17 protein-coding genes are annotated in these 19,386 nt (G+C 74.0%); 5 read left to right on the top strand and 12 right to left on the bottom strand.

The features are described 5' to 3' along the window. Both J1M37_RS03480 and J1M37_RS03475 read right to left on the bottom strand, forming a co-directional pair. On the bottom strand, positions 1-877 hold an 877-nt coding region (locus J1M37_RS03480), incomplete at its 3' end, for a hypothetical protein (RefSeq protein ID WP_206452107.1). 77 nt (positions 878-954) lie between these two features. Next, entirely contained in the window at positions 955-1,581 is a 627-nt protein-coding gene (locus J1M37_RS03475; RefSeq protein ID WP_206452106.1) for a GNAT family N-acetyltransferase, read from the bottom strand. Between the two features lie 57 nt (positions 1,582-1,638). Here J1M37_RS03475 and J1M37_RS03470 point away from each other — a divergent pair, with 57 nt between their 5' ends. Next, positions 1,639-2,304 carry a 5-formyltetrahydrofolate cyclo-ligase gene (locus J1M37_RS03470; RefSeq protein WP_241250818.1) on the top strand — a complete coding sequence of 222 codons (666 nt, stop codon included), beginning with the start codon at positions 1,639-1,641 and terminating at the stop codon, positions 2,302-2,304. An 89-nt stretch (positions 2,305-2,393) separates the two neighbouring features. Further along, entirely contained in the window at positions 2,394-2,663 is a 270-nt protein-coding gene (locus J1M37_RS03465; RefSeq protein ID WP_095353601.1) for an FmdB family zinc ribbon protein, read from the top strand. 20 nt (positions 2,664-2,683) lie between these two features. Here the strand turns inward: J1M37_RS03465 and J1M37_RS03460 are convergent, their stop codons facing one another. The 7 genes from J1M37_RS03460 to guaB form a co-directional block, all read right to left on the bottom strand. Continuing rightward, positions 2,684-2,914 carry a hypothetical protein gene (locus tag J1M37_RS03460; RefSeq protein WP_192593530.1) on the bottom strand — a complete coding sequence of 77 codons (231 nt, stop codon included), beginning with the start codon at positions 2,912-2,914 and terminating at the stop codon, positions 2,684-2,686. Then, positions 2,904-6,668: a DUF4011 domain-containing protein gene (locus tag J1M37_RS03455; protein ID WP_206452105.1), complete on the bottom strand. Its 3,765-nt coding sequence runs from the start codon at positions 6,666-6,668 to the stop codon at positions 2,904-2,906. The genes J1M37_RS03460 and J1M37_RS03455 overlap by 11 nt, the downstream gene beginning before the upstream one ends. A 98-nt stretch (positions 6,669-6,766) precedes the next feature. Next, the gene (gene guaA, locus J1M37_RS03450) at positions 6,767-8,389 is read right to left on the bottom strand and encodes a glutamine-hydrolyzing GMP synthase (protein ID WP_342345109.1); all 1,623 of its coding nucleotides are present in this window, start codon (positions 8,387-8,389) and stop codon (positions 6,767-6,769) included. Between the two features lie 22 nt (positions 8,390-8,411). Then, entirely contained in the window at positions 8,412-8,960 is a 549-nt protein-coding gene (locus J1M37_RS03445; RefSeq protein ID WP_036340922.1) for a DUF3817 domain-containing protein, read from the bottom strand. Next, complete coding sequence (locus J1M37_RS03440; protein ID WP_036340919.1) at positions 8,957-9,922, bottom strand: SURF1 family protein; 966 nt, start codon at positions 9,920-9,922, stop codon at positions 8,957-8,959. Before J1M37_RS03440 ends, J1M37_RS03445 begins: the two co-directional genes overlap by 4 nt. A 47-nt stretch (positions 9,923-9,969) precedes the next feature. Beyond that, positions 9,970-11,106, bottom strand: a complete 1,137-nt coding sequence (locus J1M37_RS03435) for a GuaB3 family IMP dehydrogenase-related protein (RefSeq protein WP_036340916.1) — start codon at positions 11,104-11,106, stop codon at positions 9,970-9,972. A 93-nt stretch (positions 11,107-11,199) separates the two neighbouring features. Then, on the bottom strand, positions 11,200-12,744 hold the full coding sequence (guaB, locus tag J1M37_RS03430; protein WP_206452104.1) for an IMP dehydrogenase: 1,545 nt from the start codon (positions 12,742-12,744) through the stop codon (positions 11,200-11,202). A 185-nt stretch (positions 12,745-12,929) separates the two neighbouring features. Here guaB and J1M37_RS03425 point away from each other — a divergent pair, with 185 nt between their 5' ends. Beyond that, positions 12,930-14,369, top strand: a complete 1,440-nt coding sequence (locus J1M37_RS03425; protein WP_206452103.1) for a dicarboxylate/amino acid:cation symporter — start codon at positions 12,930-12,932, stop codon at positions 14,367-14,369. A gap of 62 nt (positions 14,370-14,431) precedes the next feature. On the opposite strand, the gene J1M37_RS03420 is transcribed toward J1M37_RS03425, so the two are convergent. Then, positions 14,432-14,971 carry a hypothetical protein gene (locus tag J1M37_RS03420; RefSeq protein ID WP_206452102.1) on the bottom strand — a complete coding sequence of 180 codons (540 nt, stop codon included), beginning with the start codon at positions 14,969-14,971 and terminating at the stop codon, positions 14,432-14,434. Between the two features lie 228 nt (positions 14,972-15,199). Between J1M37_RS03420 and J1M37_RS11710 the strand changes: the two genes are divergently transcribed. Both J1M37_RS11710 and J1M37_RS11705 read left to right on the top strand, forming a co-directional pair. Then, on the top strand, positions 15,200-15,961 hold the full coding sequence (locus J1M37_RS11710; protein WP_342345108.1) for a BCCT family transporter: 762 nt from the start codon (positions 15,200-15,202) through the stop codon (positions 15,959-15,961). Next, positions 15,940-17,016 carry a BCCT family transporter gene (locus tag J1M37_RS11705; protein ID WP_342345107.1) on the top strand — a complete coding sequence of 359 codons (1,077 nt, stop codon included), beginning with the start codon at positions 15,940-15,942 and terminating at the stop codon, positions 17,014-17,016. The genes J1M37_RS11710 and J1M37_RS11705 overlap by 22 nt, the downstream gene beginning before the upstream one ends. Positions 17,017-17,127: 111 nt before the next feature. On the opposite strand, the gene groL is transcribed toward J1M37_RS11705, so the two are convergent. Further along, the gene (groL, locus tag J1M37_RS03410) at positions 17,128-18,729 is read right to left on the bottom strand and encodes a chaperonin GroEL (protein WP_206452101.1); all 1,602 of its coding nucleotides are present in this window, start codon (positions 18,727-18,729) and stop codon (positions 17,128-17,130) included. A 108-nt stretch (positions 18,730-18,837) separates the two neighbouring features. Next, entirely contained in the window at positions 18,838-19,134 is a 297-nt protein-coding gene (groES, locus tag J1M37_RS03405) for a co-chaperone GroES (RefSeq protein WP_002857590.1), read from the bottom strand. Positions 19,135-19,386 lie beyond the last annotated feature (252 nt).

Here is a 19,386-nt window from a genome sequence, read left to right as displayed (position 1 = left end):
GGTCCAGGGCGGCGATGTCCTGCTCGGCGGCGGCGCTGATCTGATCGTCCGCCGTGCGCGCGGCGTCCTGGGGCCGGGTGTCCGCGCCGGTGGGGGCGGGGGTCTCGAGCGGCGCCGGCAGGGGGCGGGCCATCTCCGGGGCGTCCAGGTAGGTGGGGCGCGGCACCGCGGGGATGGTCACCGCACGGTCCGCTGCGGGGGCGGCGGCGGAGGCGGTCACCACCACGGGCTCGGCCCGGGACGCGGCGGGCGCGGCAGCCGGACGCGGCGCCTCGGTCTCGAAGGCCAGCACGGTCTCCAGCACGCGGCGGTCCCGCTCGGGGTCCGCGGGCGGGGCCTGCCGCTCCTCGGCCGCCGGGGCGGTGGGGCGCTCCGGGACGACGACGGCGGCGGGCCGGGCGCGACGGGTGCGGTCGCGGACCGCGAGGGCCCGCAGGCCGGCCAGCCCGGCCACGGCGAACAGGAGCGACCAGCCTGCCAGGGCGAGCGTGCCCGCGCCGAACGCCGCGGCGAGCCCGGCCACGAGGAACACGAGCAGGGCCACGAGGACGGCGAGGAACAGCGCCGTGCGCCCCCACCGGATGTGCAGGCCGGTCCGGCCGCGGGCGGCGCGCGCCGCGTCGGCGGCGGCGCTCAGGCGGCCCGAGAACCGGGCGGTCAGGGCACGGACGGCGGGCGAGCTCTGCAGGCGGTGCATGAAGGACCTCGGCATCGACGGGCGGGCGGGGGCGGACGCGAGACGATGGCGGCGCAGCACGAGCCGCCAGGCCAGGAAGGCCACGAGGGCCACGATGACCAGCGACGCGCTCACCCGGGCGTCGGCCAGCGCGTCGAGCGCGGCCTGCACGGCCCTCGTCGGCGCGGTGGTCTCGTCCATGCCGTCAGCCTAGCGCCGGAGGCGGACCGGCCCGGCCATCGCGGCGTGTCCGCACGCGGCGTGTCCCGCCGGACCGCTCAGGGGCGCGGCCGGGTGGCCAGCCACCGGGCCAGCAGGCCGTCGGGGACCTCCTCGGCGGTCACCGCGAACGTCCGGTGGTCCCGCCAGGCGCCGTCCACGTGCAGGTACGCGCGCCGCAGGCCCTCGTCGCGCAGGCCGAGCTTCGCCACGACCCGCAGGCTGGCCGCGTTCTCCGGGCGGATGTTGACCTCGACCCGGTGCAGACCGGCGCTGCGGAACGCCCAGTCCGTCGCCATGGCCACGGCCGTCGGCGTCAGCCCCCGGCCGGCCTCGCGACGGTCGATCCAGTAGCCGATCGAGCCGGAGAGCACCGAGCCGTACTGGATCCCGCCCAGGGACAGCAGCCCCACCAGGCGGTCCCGGTCCGGGCGGTCGTCGTCGAGGGCCATGCCCCACGTGTAGGCGCTGCCGTCCCGGCCCTGGCGGCCGTGCCAGCGGACCATCTGCCCGAACGACGCCGGGCCCGCGCCCGGCACGGGGCTCGTGGCGTCCCACGGCGTCAGCCACTCCCGGTTGTGCGCCCGCTGCTCCTCCCACGCCTCCCGGTCCCGCCGCCGCAGCGGCCGCAGGGCGAGGGTGCTGTGCCGCAGGGTCACGGGCCAGGGGGAACGCTGCCAGGACATGGCGTCGATCCTATGCGCGGCCGGGCGCGGCACCGGTGCGGCGGGCATCATGGGGACATGCGCACTCCCCCTCCCGTGCCCGAGCCCGCCGCCACGGGCCCCGTCGCCGGCGTCGACGACGTCGTGGACGCCAAGGCCACCCTGCGTGCGCGCCTGCGCACCGCCCGCCGCGACCGCTCCCCCGCGCGCCGCGCCGCCGAGTCCGCGGCCGCCGTCGAGCACCTGTGGGCGTGGCTGGGTCCGCGCGTGGCCGCGGCGACCGCGGACGGGACCGCCCCGGTGGTGGCCACCGTGCTGCCGATGGCCACCGAGCCGGACACCGGTGGGCTGCGCACCCGCCTGCTGGCCGCGGGGGCGCGGGTGCTCGTCCCCGTGATCGAGCCGGAACGCCGCCTGAGCTGGGCTCCGTGGCACCCGGACGTCGCAACGGCGCGCGCGGCGAACGCCCCCGTGGACGAGCCCGTGGGCGAACGGCTCGGGACCGACGCGCTGGCGGCGGCGACCGCGGTGGTCATGCCGGCGCTCGCGGTGGCCGAGGACGGGATGCGCCTGGGCCAGGGCGGGGGCTACTACGACCGCTTCCTCGCCGAGCTGCCGCGGAGCGTGCCCACCGTGGCCCTCGTGTTCGAGGACGAGCTGCTGCCGGCGGGCGCCATCCCCGCCGAGCCCACGGACCGGCCCGTGGACGGCGTCGTCACCGCGGCCGGGCTGCGCTGGGTCTGAGCCCGGCCCGCGGCGCGGAGTAGCATCGGGGGTCGGATCCCCCCCAGAACCGCGCGCCCCGGCGCGCCCCGAGCGAGCTGGAGCTGAGCATGCCTACCTACGCCTACCGCTGCAAGGACTGCGGCCACGCCTTCGACGTCGTCCAGGCATTCACCGACGACGCCCTCACCGAGTGCCCCGCGTGCGGCGGCGTCCTGCGCAAGCAGTACGGCTCGGTCGGCGTGAGCTTCAAGGGCTCCGGGTTCTACCGGACCGACTCGCGCTCCGGCACCGGCTCGGCCGGCGGATCGACCTCGGACTCGGCCGCCGGGTCCTCGACGTCCTCGACGTCGTCCTCGTCCTCCGCCGCCGCGGACTGACCCGGCCGGATCGGGCCGGCTCAGCCCCAGTGGGGCGGGCGCTGCTCGCGCAGCCAGCGGTCGCGCTCGGCCTCGGCCGGGCCGGACTCGACCCCGGCCGCGTCCCCGGTCGGCGCGGTCGCCGGCGACGTCCCGGCCAGCCGGGGCATCCCGGGCAGGCGCGGCTCGCGGCCGTCGGCGGCTGCCGGCCCGGTTCCCGGGGCGTCCGCCCGGCGCGGGCCGCGGCGGCGCGGCGCGCCGTCAGCGGACATCGTCGGCGGTCTCGTCCGTCTCGTCCGTCGGCTCCACGCCCAGCCGGTCGGCCAGCTCGCGGGCCACGGACTCCGGGTCCGCGAACACGTCGATCGCCCACAGGGTCCGGGGCTCCCAGCCGCGGGCCTCGAGCCCCTCGGGCAGGGTCCGCGAGCGCTGCCGCACCGTGAGGGCGCGGTACACCTCGCCGCCGTCGCCGGCCAGGGCCAGCGGACGGGGGGCCTCGTTCCGGTCCGCGCGCGGATCGAGCACGGCCAGGTCCATGACGCCGGCGTAGCGGGGCAGGACGCGGGCGCCGTGCTCCTCGAGCCGGTCGCGCAGATCGGCGAGCAGCGGGTCGCCCACCATGCCCACCGGGTCCGCGGCGTCGTCGCCCAGGTAGGCCTCGAGCAGCCGCAGGAACCAGAGGGCGCCGCCGTCGAGCCGGTCCTCGTCCAGGTCCGCGGCGCGCAGCGCCGAGACGAGGTGCAGGCGCCGGCGGGCGCGGGTGAGCGCGACCGTGACCATGCGCTCGCCGTCCGGGTCGGAGAAGGCGCCGAAGTGGTGCACCACGCGGCCGTGCGGGGTGCGGCCGTAGCCGGGGGTGAGGATCACGGCGTCGCGCGTCACGGAGGCAGCGCGCACGACCGGCACGATCACGAACGGCTCGGCGTCGGCGGCATCCTCGCCACGGCCACGGGCGAGGAACTCGTGGGCCCACGGCGCCTGCGCGGCCGTGGCCTGCACGGCGGCGGCCACCCGGCGGGCGTGCTGCTCGGACACCGTGACCACGGCCAGGGACTGCTCGGGCCGGTCGCGGATGTGCTCGAACACGCGCTCCACGGTGCGGGCGACCTCGGCGTTCGTCGACTCGACCACGTCGCCGCCGGTCATCGGGATGCCGGTGCCCTCGGGCAGGTACTCGGCCGTGACGGCGCGATCCCGGCCGGTGGCCTCGCCCGCGGTGGGCAGCGCGTCCAGGGCGCCGTCATAGGCCAGCGCGGAGACGAGGCGCACGAGGCGCCGCTCGAGGGGGCGGTGCACGGTGCGCAGCGGCAGGGTGGGCAGCACCTCGTCCAGCGTGTCGTAGGCCGAGCGCAGCGGGCGCAGGGGCCCGGCGGTCGCCGTCGGGTCCACGGACACCTGGAACGACTGCGGGCGCCCGATCACCGGGTCGCCGAGGGCCACCACCTGGGGGGCGCGGGTGAGCGCGCCCATCGCGGTGGCCAGGGCGGTCGCGTCGGCCTCCAGCAGCACGACGACGTCGGCGCGCCACTCCGGGGGGAACTCGGACAGGGCCATGGGCGAGGTGGTGACCACCGGCACGAGCGGCTGCAGGAGCTCGGGGGTGATCGTGGCCAGGGACTCGACCGTGGGGCTGCCCTGCTTGAGCAGGGTGCGCAGCACGGCCGCGTCCGCGCGATAGGTGCGCAGCGCCTCCCGCCAGCGCGCGGCCAGCGCGGCGGAGAGCCGGGCGCCGCCGCGCTCGAGATGGGCGCGGTCCAGGTCGCGGAACCCGCGCTCGACCTCCGCCAGGTCCGTGCCGCTCATCATGGCCAGGAAGTCGTCCCCGGAGATCATCGCCTCGAGCGCGGACTGCCACCACGCCAACTCGAGCTCGGCGGTCAGGGCCTCGGTGGGCACCTCGCGGTCGCGCAGGTCCTCGAGCAGCTCCGCCAGGCCGTGGCCGCGCAGGCTGTCCAGCACGAGGGTGCGCTCGGGCAGCGTGGCCAGGGTGTCGCGGTCCGCCACGAGCCCGTCGACGGCGGCCACGAGGTCGTCCACGTCCCGCTCCTCCAAGGGCGCCTCGGCCACGGCCTCCGGGGCGAGGACGTCCTCGAGCCGGCGCAGGCGCTCGCGCACCTGGCCGACCTGGCCCATCACGTGCTCGCCCTGGTCCGGCACCTGCGGGGGCGTGCCCGGCTCGGCGGCGTGGCGGTTCCAGTCCTCCAGGACGGCGGCGGCGTCCACGAGGGCGCCGTGCAGGTCCGTGGGCTGCACGCCCGGGCGGACCGCGTCCTTCGCCGCGCGGCGCAGGCGGGACCGGGTCACCGAGGACATCTCGACCAGGTGGAGGCGCCGCCACGCGCTGGTGGCGGTCGCCGCGACCAGCTGGGGCACGTCGAGGGAGAACACCTCGGGGGTGAACTCGGTGAGGGTGCGGGCCACGCGGCGGTAGAGGTCCGCCTGCTCCGCCCAGCCGGCCACCGTGCGCTCAGGGCGCAGGCCGGCCTGGGCGGCGGCGGTGTCCACGGCACGCCGGGTGGTGTGCAGGGCGGCCGCCAGCTCGTCGGCCAGCTCCGAGGCGGCCTCGGTCTCCTGCACGTTGCGCACGCGGGCGCCGAACCAGCGGCTCTCGGTGGCGGCGGCCGAGAACGCGCCGAGCTCCCCGGCGCGCACGAGCTGCTCGCCCACGGCCTGCCGGTTCACGGTGGAGTCCAGCACGGAGCGCTTGAGGCGCACGGTGGTGGCCGGCGGCGTCTCGAGCCCGGTCAGGGCGGCCAGGGCCTGCATCGCCTGGAACGGCGAGCAGCCCCAGCGGGGGCGGACGTGGTGCAGTGAGCCGACGTGCTCCTGCAGCCGGCGCCGTCGTTCGGTCAGGGCGGCCTCGTCCCGGGCGGTGTCGGGGTCCACGGCCCGCTCGGAGCGCAGGACGGCCTGCACGAGCTGGCGGCGGAGCAGCTCGGGGTCCGCGTTGGCGGGCACATCCAGCGCGATCGAGCGCAGGTCCGCCTCCTCGAGGCGGTCGAGCACGTCGGCCAGGGCGGCGGAGCGCTCGGCCACGACCAGCACGCGCCGACCCTCCCAGGCCAGGCGCGCGGCCAGGGCGGCGGCGGTCTGGGTCTGCCCGGTGCCGGGGGCGGCCGCCACCACGAGGGACTCCCCCGCCGCGGCGTGCTCGAGCACGCGTGCCTGGGCGGCGTCGACGTCCAGGACGAGGCGCTCGTCGGCCGGGGCGACGTCGTCCTCCGCGGGCGCGCCCGTGGGCTGCAGCGCCGCCGGGCGCGGCACCATGCCGGTGCCGGCGTCGTACAGGGCCTGCACGACCGGCAGATCCTCGAGGGAGGCGGGCAGCGAGGCGGTCTCGCCGAGGTCAGCGAACGTGGAGACGAGCAGGCGGTCCTCGACGTGCAGGTCCGCGATCGCGGCGGCCTCCTCGCGCAGGCGGGCGAACGCGGGGGCGGGCTCGAGGCGCGCCGTGGCGTAGGCGGCCTGCTGGTACGCCTCGGGGTCCAGGGCGATGCCGTGGTGCCGGCGCAGGTTCCGCACGAGCGCCGGGTTCAGGCGGGCCGGCTCGGTGATCTGGACCTCGAGCTCGTCCCGGCCACGGGCGCCGCGGCGCACCGTCAGGGCCACGCGGGCCAGCAGCACGGGGGCGGAGCGGCGCTCCCGCCGGCCGTCCTCCTCGGCCGTCCACGTGGCCACGCCCACGGCGAGCGCACCGACGTCGATGCCGCGTTCCTCCGCCAGCTCGCGGACCTTGGCACGCAGGCCGAGGGACACCTCGTGCGCCGCGTCCAGCTCCGGGCCGGTCGGCAGCAGGGTGGACAGGCGGGTGCGCCGCCCCAGCAGCAGCTGCGAGACGCCGGACGAGTTCGCCTCCGTGAGGTCGATGCTGTTGGCCGCCGAGGGCGCGAACCGCAGCATCGTGTCGTTCTCGGCGCCCGAGCCCAGAGAGGACACCCAGGCGGCCGGGTCGGGGCGGGTCTGCCCCTCGTCGGGGCGTGCGGCGGCGCGGGCGCGGGCCAGGCGCGGGAACTCCTGCTCGGTCACGTGCGTGCGGTCCTTCCTCCGTCGCCTGGGTCCAGGCGGTCTTCGTGCGGACGGCCGCCCCGGTCAGGGGCGGCCGGATGCGGCGCCGGACGCGCCGCTCACTCCCACTCGATGGTGCCCGGCGGCTTGCTGGTCACGTCGAGCACGACGCGGTTGACGCCGTCGACCTCGTTGGTGATGCGGTTCGAGATGCGGGACAGGACGTCGTCCGGGATCCGCGCCCAGTCCGCCGTCATGGCGTCCTCGCTGGTGACGGGGCGCAGGACGACCGGGTGGCCGTAGGTGCGGCCGTCGCCCTGCACGCCCACGGAGCGCACGTCCGCGAGCAGCACCACGGGGCACTGCCAGATCTGGCGGTCCAGCCCGGCCGCGGTGAGCTCGGCGCGCACGATCGCGTCCGCGCGGCGCAGCAGGTCCAGGCGCTCCTGGGTGACCTCGCCGATGATGCGGATGCCCAGACCCGGGCCCGGGAACGGCTGGCGGTGCACGATGCCCTCGGGCAGGCCGAGCTCGGCGCCCACGGCGCGGACCTCGTCCTTGAACAGCTCGCGCAGCGGCTCGCACAGCTCGAACTCGATGTCGTCCGGCAGGCCGCCCACGTTGTGGTGGGACTTGATGTTGGCCGCCCCGTCCCCGCCGCCGGACTCGACGACGTCCGGGTAGAGCGTGCCCTGCACGAGGAAGCGGACCTCGGTGGCGTCCGGGTCGTGCTCGGACTCGAGGACGATGTCCGCCTGCGCCTTCTCGAAGGTGCGGATGAACCGCTCGCCGATGATCTTGCGCTTGGCCTCGGGGTCGGTGACGCCGGCCAGCGCGGACAGGAAGTCCTCGCGCGCGTCCACCATCACGAGGCGGGCGCCGCCGTGGGCCTCGCCGAAGGCCTGCTCGATCTCGGCGGACTCGCCCTCGCGCATGAGGCCGTGGTCCACGTAGACGCAGGTGAGGCGGTCGCCGATGGCGCGCTGCACGAGGGCCGCGGCCACGGCGGAGTCCACGCCGCCGGACAGGCCGCAGATGGCCCGCTTGTCCCCGATCTGCTCGCGGATGCGCTCGACCTGCCCCTCGATCACGCCGCTGGCCGTCCAGTCCGCACCCAGGCCCGCACCCACGTGCAGGAACTGCTCGAGCACCCGCTGACCGTGGGAGGAGTGGCCCACCTCGGGATGCCACTGCACGCCGAAGATGCGGCGCTCGCGGTCCTCGAACGCGGCGACGGGGGCGCCCGCGGTGGAGGCCGTCACGGCGAAGCCCTCGGGCGCCTGCGTCACGGCGTCCCCGTGGGACATCCACACGACCTGCTCGAGGTCCTGGCCCGCGAACAGCACGGAGTCGGCGTCCACCGAGTCCAGGCAGGTGGAGCCGTACTCCCGGGTGCCGGTCTTGGCCACGGTGCCGCCGAGGGCGTGCGCAATCGACTGGAAGCCGTAGCACAGGCCCAGCACGGGCACCCCGGCCTCGAGCAGCGCCGGATCCAGCTGCGGGGCGCCGGGCTCGTACACCGACGACGGCCCGCCCGAGAGGATCAGCGCCGCGGGCTTGCGCTCCAGGATCTGCGCCGCCGGGGTGGAGGCGGGCACGACCTCGGAGTAGACGTTGGCCTCGCGCACACGACGCGCGATGAGCTGTGCGTACTGGGCGCCGAAGTCCAGCACCAGCACCGTGGGCATCACGTCGCTGAGCGGGGCGGGGGTGTCGGGGGGGTGGGGGGCATTCTGCGTCACCCGTCCAGGATAGTCGAGGCGCTCAGTAGCGCCGCGCGGCGTCCGGGAAGCGGTGCAGCTCGTCCCGGACCACGCGGGTCATGCGCTTCTCCACCACGAAGGACAGGAACGGCACGACGCCGCCGCCGGCCATCGCCAGCAGGCGCAGCGGCTCCCAGCGCATCAGGGACCACAGGCGGAACGAGGCGAGCAGGTACACCACGTACATCCAGCCGTGGGCGATGAGGATGAACAGGGACAGGTTCACTCCCCCGGTCACGCTGTCCGTGGGGTGCAGCCCCAGGCCGTTGGCCTCTCCGTCCAGGGTGGTGCCGCCCGCGTAGAGCTCCACGTGCATGCCGTACTTCAGCACCATCTCCGCCACGAGCAGCAGGAGCATGATGCCGGTGATCCACGCGCACACCACGTAGAGGCGGGTGGCGGAGCGGATCTGCTGCTGGGTGCCGGCGAAACGGCGATGCTCCCGGCCTGGCCGCGGGGGCGGCTCGGGCAGGTCGGCCTCCGTGATGTCCTCGGGATCCGGCAGGCTCGCCGGGTCCACCGGCTGGGGGCCGGGGTGCTGGGTGCTCATCGGCTCTGCTCCTCTCGGGGCCCACGGGGGCCCGGGTCGCGGGGGTCGGGGCGCGCGGCCCCGTCGTCGTCGTGGTCCTGGCGTGGGTGCGCCGCGGACTGTGCCGCGACGGCCCGCTCCTTGGCCTCGCGCGCGGCCGCCCGGCGCCGCTCGAGCTCCTCGGCGCGCCACTGCGCGGCCCACTCCTCGTCGAGCCGGCGCTCGTGCTCGTCCCGGACGTGGTCGTCGCGGACGAACCGCCACCACAGGAACAGGGCGAAGCCGGCGAAGAGCATCCATTCCACGGCGTAGAAGACGTTGAGCCAGATGATCTGGGTCTCCTCCGGCTGCGGGGCCACCCACACCGGCTCGAGCCCGCCGGGGCCGGCCGCGCCCGTCTCGGCGCCCGCGGCGTCGACCATCTCGAACGCCGCGACGTACGCCGCGTAGGACGGCTCGTCCCACACGTTCACCAGCTGGGCCGGGGCCAGGCTGCGGTACAGGAGCCGGTCGGCGGTGTCCTCGGCCGCTGCCTCACGCGGCAGGGGCCCGTCCGGGGGCAGCAGGCGTCCGGTGACGGTGACCTGCCCGGCGGGCGCGGGGTCCACGACGTCGGCGCGGGCCGACCAGCCGCGGACCACCGGGACGACCTCGCCGTCCGGGGCGCCGGCCACCCGGAGGGCCGTGACCGTCCAGTAGCCGTCGCGGCCGTTCAGCAGGCGCGGGCCGACCAGGACGTCCGTGCCGGGCACGAACTCCCCTTCGACCGTGACGACCTGGTCTGCCTGCGAGCCGAGCAGGGCCTCGTAGGGGCGCACGTGCTCCAGGAACGGCACGGCGTGCTCGGTCTGGGTGCGCGGCGGCGGCGCGTTCGTCTCCGCGGACTCGAACTGCCACTTGGACAGCGCCACGAAGACCGCGGCCGCCACGAGGGCCAGCACCAGGGTGGCCAGCCAGACGGGCTTGAGGGCGGTGCGCAGCACGCCGTATCAACTCTTCCGGTCGGGGTGCCGCCATGCGGCGGCGGGGATCAGACGGTCTGGGTGGGGGTCACGAGGACCTCCACCTTCTGGAAGTCCTTGAGCTCGGTGTAGCCGCAGGTGGCCATGGCGCGCTTCAGGCCGCCCATCAGGTTGGACGTGCCGTCCGCGTGGCGGCCGGGACCCCACAGGACCTCCTCGAGCGGAGCCACCTGGCCCACGTGGGTGCGGTGCCCGCGCGGCAGCTCCGGGTGGGCGGCCTCGAGGCCCCAGTGCCAGCCGCCGCCGGGGGCGTCGGTGGCGCGGGCCAGGGCGACGCCCAGGACGACCGCGTCCGCGCCCATGGCGATCGCCTTGACGATCTCCCCCGAGGTGGAGACGCCGCCGTCGGCGATCACGTGCACGTAGCGGCCGCCGGTCTCGTCCATGTAGTCGCGGCGCGCCTCGGCGATGTCCGAGATGGCCGTGGCCATCGGCACGCGGATGCCCATGGCGCGGCGCGTGGTGGTGGACGCGCCGCCGCCGAAGCCGACGAGCACGCCGGCCGCGCCGGTGCGCATCAGGTGCAGGGCCGGCGTGTAGCCGGCCGCCCCGCCCACGATCACGGGCACGTCCAGCTCGTAGATGAACTGCTTGAGGTCCAGCGGCTCCTGGGTGGAGGAGACGTGCTCGGCCGAGACGGTGGTGCCGCGGATGACGAACAGGTCCACGCCCGCCGCCACGACGGTGCGGTAGAACTCCTGCGTGTTCTGCGGGGTCAGCGAGCCCGCGACGACGACGCCGGCCTCGCGGATCTGCGCGAGGCGCTCGGTGATCAGATCGGAGCGGATGGGGGCCGCGTAGGCCTCCTGCAGCTTGCGGGTGGCCTCGGTCCCGGCCGGGCCGGCCTCGAGGGCGGCGATCTCCTCGAGCAGCGGGCGCGGGTCCTCGTGGCGGGTCCACAGGCCCTCGAGGTTGAGGACGCCGAGACCGCCCAGCCGCCCCATCGCGATGGCGGTCTCCGGGCTCATCACGGAGTCCATGGGCGCACCGATCACGGGCATGTCGAACGTGTAGGCGTCGATGCGCCACGTGAGGCTGACGTCCTGGGGATCCCGGGTGCGCCGCGCAGGCACCACGGACACGTCGTCGAGGGAGAAGGCCCGGCGGCCGCGCTTGCCGCGGCCGATCTCAATCTGGTTCGTCACCGGGCCAGCCTAGCCCAGGCGCCACGGGGGCGGCGCCGACCGTGTCGTCGGCGCCGCCCCCGTCCGGGGCTCCCCCCGGACCCGACGTGCGGGTCAGCGCGAACGGTAGTTCGGGGCCTCGACGGTCATCATGATGTCGTGCGGATGGGACTCCTTCAGGCCCGCCGCGGTGATGCGCACGAAGCGGCCGTTCTCCTTGAGATCGGCCACCGTGGACGCGCCCGTGTAGAACATCGTCTGGCGCAGGCCGCCCACGAGCTGGTGGACCACCGAGGCGACCGGGCCCCGGAAGGGCACCTGGCCCTCGATGCCCTCGGGGATCAGCTTGTCCTCGTCCGGCACGTCCGCCTGGAAGTAGCGGTCCTTGGAGAAGGAGCGCGTGCCGTTGCGGGTCTGCATGGCGCCCAGGGAGCCCATGCCGCGGTAGGTCTTGAACTGCTTGCCCTGGTAGAACACGAGGTCGCCCGGGGACTCGGCGGTGCCGGCCAGCAGGGAGCCGAGCATCACCGAGTCGGCGCCGGCCACGAGAGCCTTGCCGATGTCACCGGAGTGCTGCAGGCCGCCGTCGGCGATCAGCGGGACGCCCGCGGGGCGCGTGGCCTTGGCCGCCTCGTAGATGGCGGTGATCTGGGGGACGCCGACGCCGGCCACCACACGGGTCGTGCAGATCGAGCCCGGGCCCACGCCCACCTTCACGGCGTCCGCGCCGGCGTCGACGATCGCCTTGGCGCCCGCGTAGGTCGCGGCCTGACCGCCGATGACGTCGACGTGCGCGGCCGCCTTCTCCTTCTTCAGGCGCGCGATCATGTCCAGCACGCCGTGCGTGTGGCCGTTCGCGGTGTCCACCACGAGGGCGTCCACGCCCGCCTCGACGAGCGCCATGGCGCGCTCCCAGCCGTCGCCGAAGAAGCCGACGGCGCCGCCGACGCGCAGCCGACCCTCGTCGTCCTTCGCGGCGTCCGGGTACTGCTCCGCCTTGTCGAAGTCCTTGATGGTGATCAGGCCGGTCAGGCGGCCCGCATCGTCCACGAGCGGCAGCTTCTCCACGCGATTCTGGGAGAACAGGCGGATCGTCTCGGCGCGCGAGACGCCCTCCTGCGCGGTGACCAGCGGCATGCGGGTCATGGCGGTGTCCACCGTGCGGGTGGCCCACTCCTCGCGCGGGATGAAGCGGGTGTCGCGGTTGGTGATGATGCCCAGCAGCGTCATGTCCTCGGCCACCACCGGCAGGCCCGAGACGCGGTACTGGGCGCACAGCTCGTCCAGGTCCGCGAGCGTGGCGTCGGGGCCGATGGTCACGGGGTCCTTGATCATCCCCGACTCGGAGCGCTTCACGGTGTCCACGTGGCGGGCCTGGTCCTCGATGGACAGGTTGCGGTGGATGATGCCCATGCCGCCCTGGCGGGCCATGGCGATGGCCAGCGGGGCCTCGGTCACGGTGTCCATCGCCGCGGAGACGATGGGGATGTTCAAGCGGATGTTGCGGGTCAGCCGGGTGCCCGTGTCCGCGTCCGCGGGGATCACGTCGGTGGCGTTGGGCAGCAGCAGGACGTCGTCGTAGGTGAGGCCGAAGAAGCCGAAGGGATCCGAGGAGGAGTGGACGGGCTCGGGGCTGGGACCGGTGCTGGTGTTGGTCACGAAGGCGCCTTTCGGGACGGGTGTTTCCGCGATTCTATGCCCGGGGGTCAAACCGGCGACCCGGGTGCGGGCCACGTCACAGGGCCCTCGCGCCGGGCCACGCGAGGGCGAGACGGGCGTCACCACGACGTCACATGGCGCAATCCGTTTCGACGTCGTGGTATTGGACCGCCTAACCTCCCCGGATGAGCACCGCACAGTCCTCCCCCGCACCGGCGCCCCGACGCCGGCTTCCCGCCTGGACGTCGAACTTCGGCTGGCAGATCGCCGCCGCCCTCGTCCTCGGCCTCGTCCTGGGCCTGATCGCCCGCGCGACGGGGCACACCTCCGAGCACCCGACCTGGCTCGGCGAGACGCTGGCCACCGTCGGCAGCATCTACATCAGCCTGCTGAAGGCCACGGTCGTCCCGCTGGTCTTCTTCGCCGTCGTCGCCTCCATCGCCAACCTGGCCCAGGTGACCAACGCGGCCCGCCTGGCCGCCAAGACCCTGCTCTGGTTCGCCATCACGAGCCTGATCGCGGTGCTCATCGGCCTCGCCGTCGGCGTCGTGCTGCAGCCGGGCGTGGGCACCGGCCAGACCGCGCCGGCGTCGTACCAGGCCAAGGACGTCGGCTGGCTCGACTTCCTGACCTCCCTGGTGCCGGCGAACTTCCTCGGCCTGACCGTCAAGACCACGGCCGGCGAGGACGGCGCGCTCGCCTCCTCCCCCACGTTCAACGTGCTGCAGATCCTCGTGATCGCGATCGTCGTGGGCGTGGCCGCGCTCAAGGTCGGCGAGAAGGCCGCCCCGTTCCTCACGTTCTCCCGCTCGGTGCTCGCGATCATCCAGAAGCTGCTGTGGTGGATCATCCGCCTGGCCCCGATCGGCACCATCGGCCTGCTGGGCAACGCCGTGGCCTCGTACGGCTGGTCCACGATGGGCACGCTGGCCAAGTTCGTGGTGGCGATCTACGTGGGCCTGGCCCTCGTGATGCTCGTGGTGTACCCGGTGCTGGCGCGCCTGCACGGGCTCTCCGTCAAGCAGTTCTTCACCGGCGTGTGGCCGGCGTTCCAGCTCGGCTTCGTCTCCCGCTCCTCCCTCGGCACGCTGCCCGTCACCCAGCGGGTGGCCGAGCGCAACTTCGGCGTGCCCACCGGCTACGCCTCCTTCGCCGTCCCGCTGGGCGCCACCACCAAGATGGACGGCTGCGCCGCGATCTACCCTGCCGTGGCCGCCGTGTTCGTGGCCCAGTTCTACGGGATCGACATGAGCCTGAGCCAGTACGCCCTCGTGGCACTCGTGTCCGTGCTGGGCTCCGCCGCGACCGCCGGCACCACCGGCGCCACCGTGATGCTCACGCTCACGCTGTCCACCGCCGGGCTGCCCCTCGAGGGCATGGCCCTGCTCCTGGCCGTCGACCCGATCGTGGACATGGGTCGCACCGCCCTCAACGTGTCCGGCCAGGCCCTCATCCCCGCCCTGGTGGCCCAGCAGGAGGGCATCCTGGACCGCTCCCGCTACGACGCCCCGCACGCGGACGTCCTGGCGGACGAGGACGAGGAGATCGTGGAGGCGCGCGCCGCCCGGACGAACGGCTCCCGCGAGGAGCTCGTCGGCTCGCAGGACTCTGGGCCCCGGCGATGAGACCGCCGAGCCCCCCCTGGAGACCAGGGGGGCTCGGCCGTACCGGTGAGCGCGGTCGTCGGTCAGGCGACCTTGATGCCCGGCTCTGTGCCGCCAGCCAAGGTGGAGTTCGTCAGGACGAAGGTGGTGGACGCGTCGCCAGAGGTCACGATGAAGGTGGTGCCCCTGCGCGTGCCGTCGGAGCCCTTGCGGAGGTACCCCGTGGTCCCGTCGTCCAGCGCCACCTGGCCGTTGGCATCCGTGGTCAGGGTGATGGTGGCGCCGACGCGACTGCTGAAGGCGTCGTCTGAGCTGACCGCCCGGTCGGACACGAAGTAGAACGTGTTCTCGTTACCCTGGTAGTTGGAGATGGTGAGGGTGACCGGCTGGTTCGGCACGGGCAGGCCGTTGGCGTCCCTGATGGTCACCACGACACCCTGGGCAATGTAGCCGGAGTAGCGGATCAAGTCGCTCCAGAGCGTGATGGGCGTATCGACCTGGATGGTGGCGGGCGCCCCGGGAGAGGCGGCACGCGCGGGTGCGCTCACCGCGACGGCGACGGCGGGAGCACCCCAGGCCAGGGCGGTGGTGACGTGGCGGCGGGAGGGGTTCTGAGCAGTCATAATACTTCCAATCGGGAGGATTAAAGGGCACCGTGCAGGCCGACGGGTGCCAGCACCTTCCATTGAGCGCCCTCTAGGAGGATCTTAGGGAGCGAAGCCTCAATCTCTCAACTGATGAACCCCCGCCTGCCTGGCCGGCCGCATGAGGGAGGTCACGTCTCCCGTATGACGCCCCCCGCCCGGGGCCCAGCCGACCGGGACCCGGACGCGCGGGCCTACCCTGAACGGGTGGGCCCCCCACCGCAGCAGGCCTCCGACCTGTCCCCGGACCGCTCCGGCCCCGCGGTCCCCTCCCCGGCGGCCCCGCCGCGCACCCGGCTGCGCCGGTTCGTCCGGGAGGTCACCTACCAGCACGGCATCCACCCGGCCCTGGTGCCGGGCGTCTCGATCGAGGACCAGAGGGTCCGCTACGGCGTGGACCGGGTCATCCTCGTCGTCGTCGGCGCGCTGGTCCTGGGATTCGTGGCCTGGGGCGTCACCCGACCCGACGACGTCCTGGCCGTCTCCAGCGCGGCCCTGTCCTGGGTCATGACGAACCTGGGCTGGATATTCTCGCTGCTGGCGATCGGCCTGGTCGTGTTCCTCCTGGCCCTGGCCTTCTCCCGCTACGGGGACATCACCCTGGGCCTGGACGGCGAGAAGCCCGCGAGCTACGCGGCCGTCACCGGGGCCATGGCCCAGGCCGCGCTGCACTGGGGCGTCAACGCGTGGGCGATCTACGCCGTGGTGGGCCTCGCGGTGGCGTACGTGTCCTACCGCCGCGGACGTGTGCCGCTCATGAGCTCCATCCTCATGCCGCTGTTCGGACGCGGCGACCGCACCGACTCGTTCGGCGCCCGCCTGATCGGCTCCCTCGCCATCATCGCCACCCTCTTCGGCACCGCGGCGTCCCTGGGCATCGGGGCGCTGCAGATCGGCCGCGGGGTGGAGATCGTGACCGGCTGGTCCCCGGGGGCAACCTGCTGGCCATGGGCATCATCGTGCTGCTGACCATCGGGACGATCGCCTCCGCGGTCTCCGGGGTGGCCCGCGGGATCCGCTGGCTCTCCAACGTCAACATGGTGCTGGCCCTGGCCCTCGCCGTCTTCTTCTTCGTGGTGGGGCCCACCGCGTTCATCCTCAACGTGATCCCCGGCGTCCTCATGGACTACGTCGGCGAGATGCCGGACATGCTCGGCGCCAGCATGGCCGAGGGGCCGGCGATGCAGACCTTCCTCTCCTCCTGGACCACGTTCTACTGGGCCTGGTGGGTCAGCTGGGCGCCCTTCGTGGGCGTGTTCGTCGCGAAGATCTCCCGCGGCCGCACCATCCGCCAGTTCGTCCTGGGCGCGCTGTTCATCCCGGCGTCCGTGATCATCGCGGCGTTCACCGTCATCGGCGGGACCACCATCTGGCTGCAGCGCGAGCGCGGGGCCATCGCCCCCGACGGCACGGCGGCCTCGATGCCGGCGCCCGCGGAGATCTTCTGGACCGTCCTGGACCAGTTCCCGGGCGCGCGGCTCATCGCGCCGCTCGTGATGGTCATGCTCGCCATCTTCTTCATCACAACGGCGGACTCCGCCTCCCTCGTGAACTCGCAGCTGTCGCAGCGGGGCGCGCCCCGGCCGAACCGCCTGGTCACCGCGTTCTGGGCGCTGTGCATGGCGGGCATCGCCGTCGTCATGCTCCTGACCGGCGGCGACACGGCGCTGACGGGCCTGCAGAACCTCATCACCGTCACGGCCCTGCCGTTCTCCGTGGTGATCGTCCTCATGGCGGTGGCCCTCTACCGGGAGCTGCGCCACGATCCGCAGGCCCTCCGGGAGCAGTACGAACGGGCGGCCCTGCAGAAGGCGGTGCGGCACGGCATCGAGGACCACGGCGACGACTTCACCCTGGCCGTGGAGCCCGTCCCCACCGGCAGCCAGTACGCCGTGGGCGCGGAGTTCGACTCCACCGCGGCCGAGGTCACGGACTGGTACCGGCGCACCGACGAGGACGGCAATCCCGTGGACTACGACTACGCCACGGGCGAGTACCTCGAGGAGGACGACCGGCGCGGATGAGCCGCCCCTCCCCGCCCCGGTGACGACGCCGCCCCCGCACCTTCCGGCCGGAAGGTGCGGGGGCGGCGTCGTCGAGGGGAGCGGTCTCGGCCCGGACGGGCCGGGGCCGGCTCAGTGCTGGTGCTCGTCCTCGTCAGCGGGCTTGTCCGCCACGAGGGTCTCGGTGGTGAGCACGAGGGCCGCGATGGAGGCGGCGTTGGCCAGCGCGGAGCGGGTCACCTTGACCGGGTCGATCACGCCGTCGGCGATCAGGTCGCCGTAGACGCCGGTCTTCGCGTTGAAGCCGTGGTTCGGCTCCAGCTCGGCGACCTTGGAGACCACCACGTAGCCGTCCTCGCCCGCGTTCTGGGCGATCCAGCGCAGCGGCTGCTTCAGGGCCTTGCGGACGATGTCCACGCCCACGGCGGCGTCGCCGGTCAGGGCCTGGACGTCGGCGTCGGTGTCGAGCACGCTCAGCGCGTTGATGAGCGCGGTGCCCCCGCCGGCCACGATGCCCTCCTCGAGGGCGGCGCGGGTCGAGGACACGGCGTCCTCGATGCGGTGCTTGCGCTCCTTGAGCTCCACCTCGGTGGCGGCGCCCACGCGGATCACGCCGATGCCGCCCGAGAGCTTGGCGAGGCGCTCCTGGAGCTTCTCGCGGTCCCAGTCGGAGTCGGTCGCGGCGGACTCGGCCTTGATCTGGGCGACCCGGGCCTCGACGTCCTCGGCCGCACCGCCGCCGTCGACGATGGTGGTCTCGTCCTTGGTGACGGTGATGCGGCGGGCGGAGCCGAGCACGTCCAGGTCGGCCTGCTCGAGCTTCATGCCGAGGTCCGGGGAGACGACCTGGGCGCCGGTGAGGATCGCGATGTCCTGCATCATGGCCTTGCGGCGGTCGCCGAAGCCCGGGGCCTTGACGGCCACGACGTTCAGGGTGCCGCGGATCTTGTTCACCACGAGGGTGGACAGGGCCTCGCCCTCGATGTCCTCGGCGATCACGAACAGCGGCTTGTTGGCCTGCAGGACCTTCTCCAGCAGGGGCAGCAGCTCCTGCACGTTGGAGATCTTGCCCGAGTTGATCAGGACGTAGGCGTCCTCGAGCACGGCCTCCTGACGCTCGGCGTCGGTGACCATGTACGGGGACAGGAAGCCCTTGTCGAACTGCATGCCCTCGGTGACGTCCAGCTCGGTGGAGGTCGTGGAGGACTCCTCGATGGTGATGACGCCGTCGGTGCCGACCGTGTCGAACGCGCGGGCCAGCAGCTCGCCGACCTCGTCGTTCTGGGCCGAGATGGCGGCCACGTGGGCCACCTCCTGGCCCTCGACCGGGCGGGCGTTCTCCTGCAGGCGCCGCTCGACGGCGGCCACGGCCACCTCGATGCCCTTCTTGACCTCGCCCGGCGCGGCGCCGGCGGCGACCTGGCGCATACCCTCGTTCACGAGGGCCTGGGCCAGCACGGTGGCGGTGGTGGTGCCGTCGCCCGCGATGTCGTTGGTCTTGGTGGCGACCTCCTTGGCGAGCTGGGCGCCCATGTTCTCGTACGGGTCCTCCAGCTCCACCTCACGGGCGATCGTGACGCCGTCGTTGGTGATGGTGGGGGCGCCCCACGCCTTGTCGAGCACCACGTTGCGACCCTTGGGGCCGAGGGTGACCTTGACGGTGTCGGCGAGCTTGTCGATGCCGGCCTGGAGGGCGCGGCGTGCGTCGTCGTTGAAAGCCAGCTGCTTGGCCATGACGGACGCTCCTTTCGTTCAGTGAGTCAGGGGGTGCGGGGACGCGAGGGGCCCGGGGCGCGCGCACCGGTGCGGTGCGCGCCGCTCACCGGGCCCGTCGCGGCGGGGTCACTTGGTGACGACGGCCAGCACGTCGCGGGCGGAGAGCACCAGGTACTCCTCGCCGCCGACCTTGACCTCGGTGCCGCCGTACTTGGAGTACAGCACCACGTCACCCTCGGCGACGTCGACCGGCACGCGGTTGCCGTTCTCGGCGACCCGGCCCGGGCCCACGGCCACGACCTGGCCCTCCTGCGGCTTCTCCTTGGCGGTGTCCGGGATCACGAGGCCCGACGCGGTGGTCTGCTCGGCCTCCAGGGGGCGGACAACGATGCGATCCTCAAGGGGCTTGATGGAGACAGACATGCTGCACACTCCTTCTTCGTCGACGTGCGGCTCCGGCGGGCTCGCCGGACCGCTGATGCTGTGGTCTGCGGGTGCGCCACGGGCGTCAGACCCTCCGTCGTCGCGGTGCCGGACGGTCCACCTCGGGCATTGGCACCCGGTACCCCCGAGTGCCAGTGCCCACTCTACTCCGGGTTCTGGCACTCCTTCAACATGAGTGCCAGCCGTGTCCCCGCCGTCCGCCGTGGGCGGAGGGCGCGGGGCGCGGTGCGG

The sequence above is a fragment of the Micrococcus sp. KRD012 genome, assembly GCF_017168555.1.
In the GTDB taxonomy this organism is placed as follows: Bacteria; Actinomycetota; Actinomycetes; order Actinomycetales; family Micrococcaceae; genus Micrococcus; species Micrococcus luteus.
Note: the sequence above shows the minus strand (reverse complement) of the source record. Positions and strands in the feature narration are given on the sequence as shown.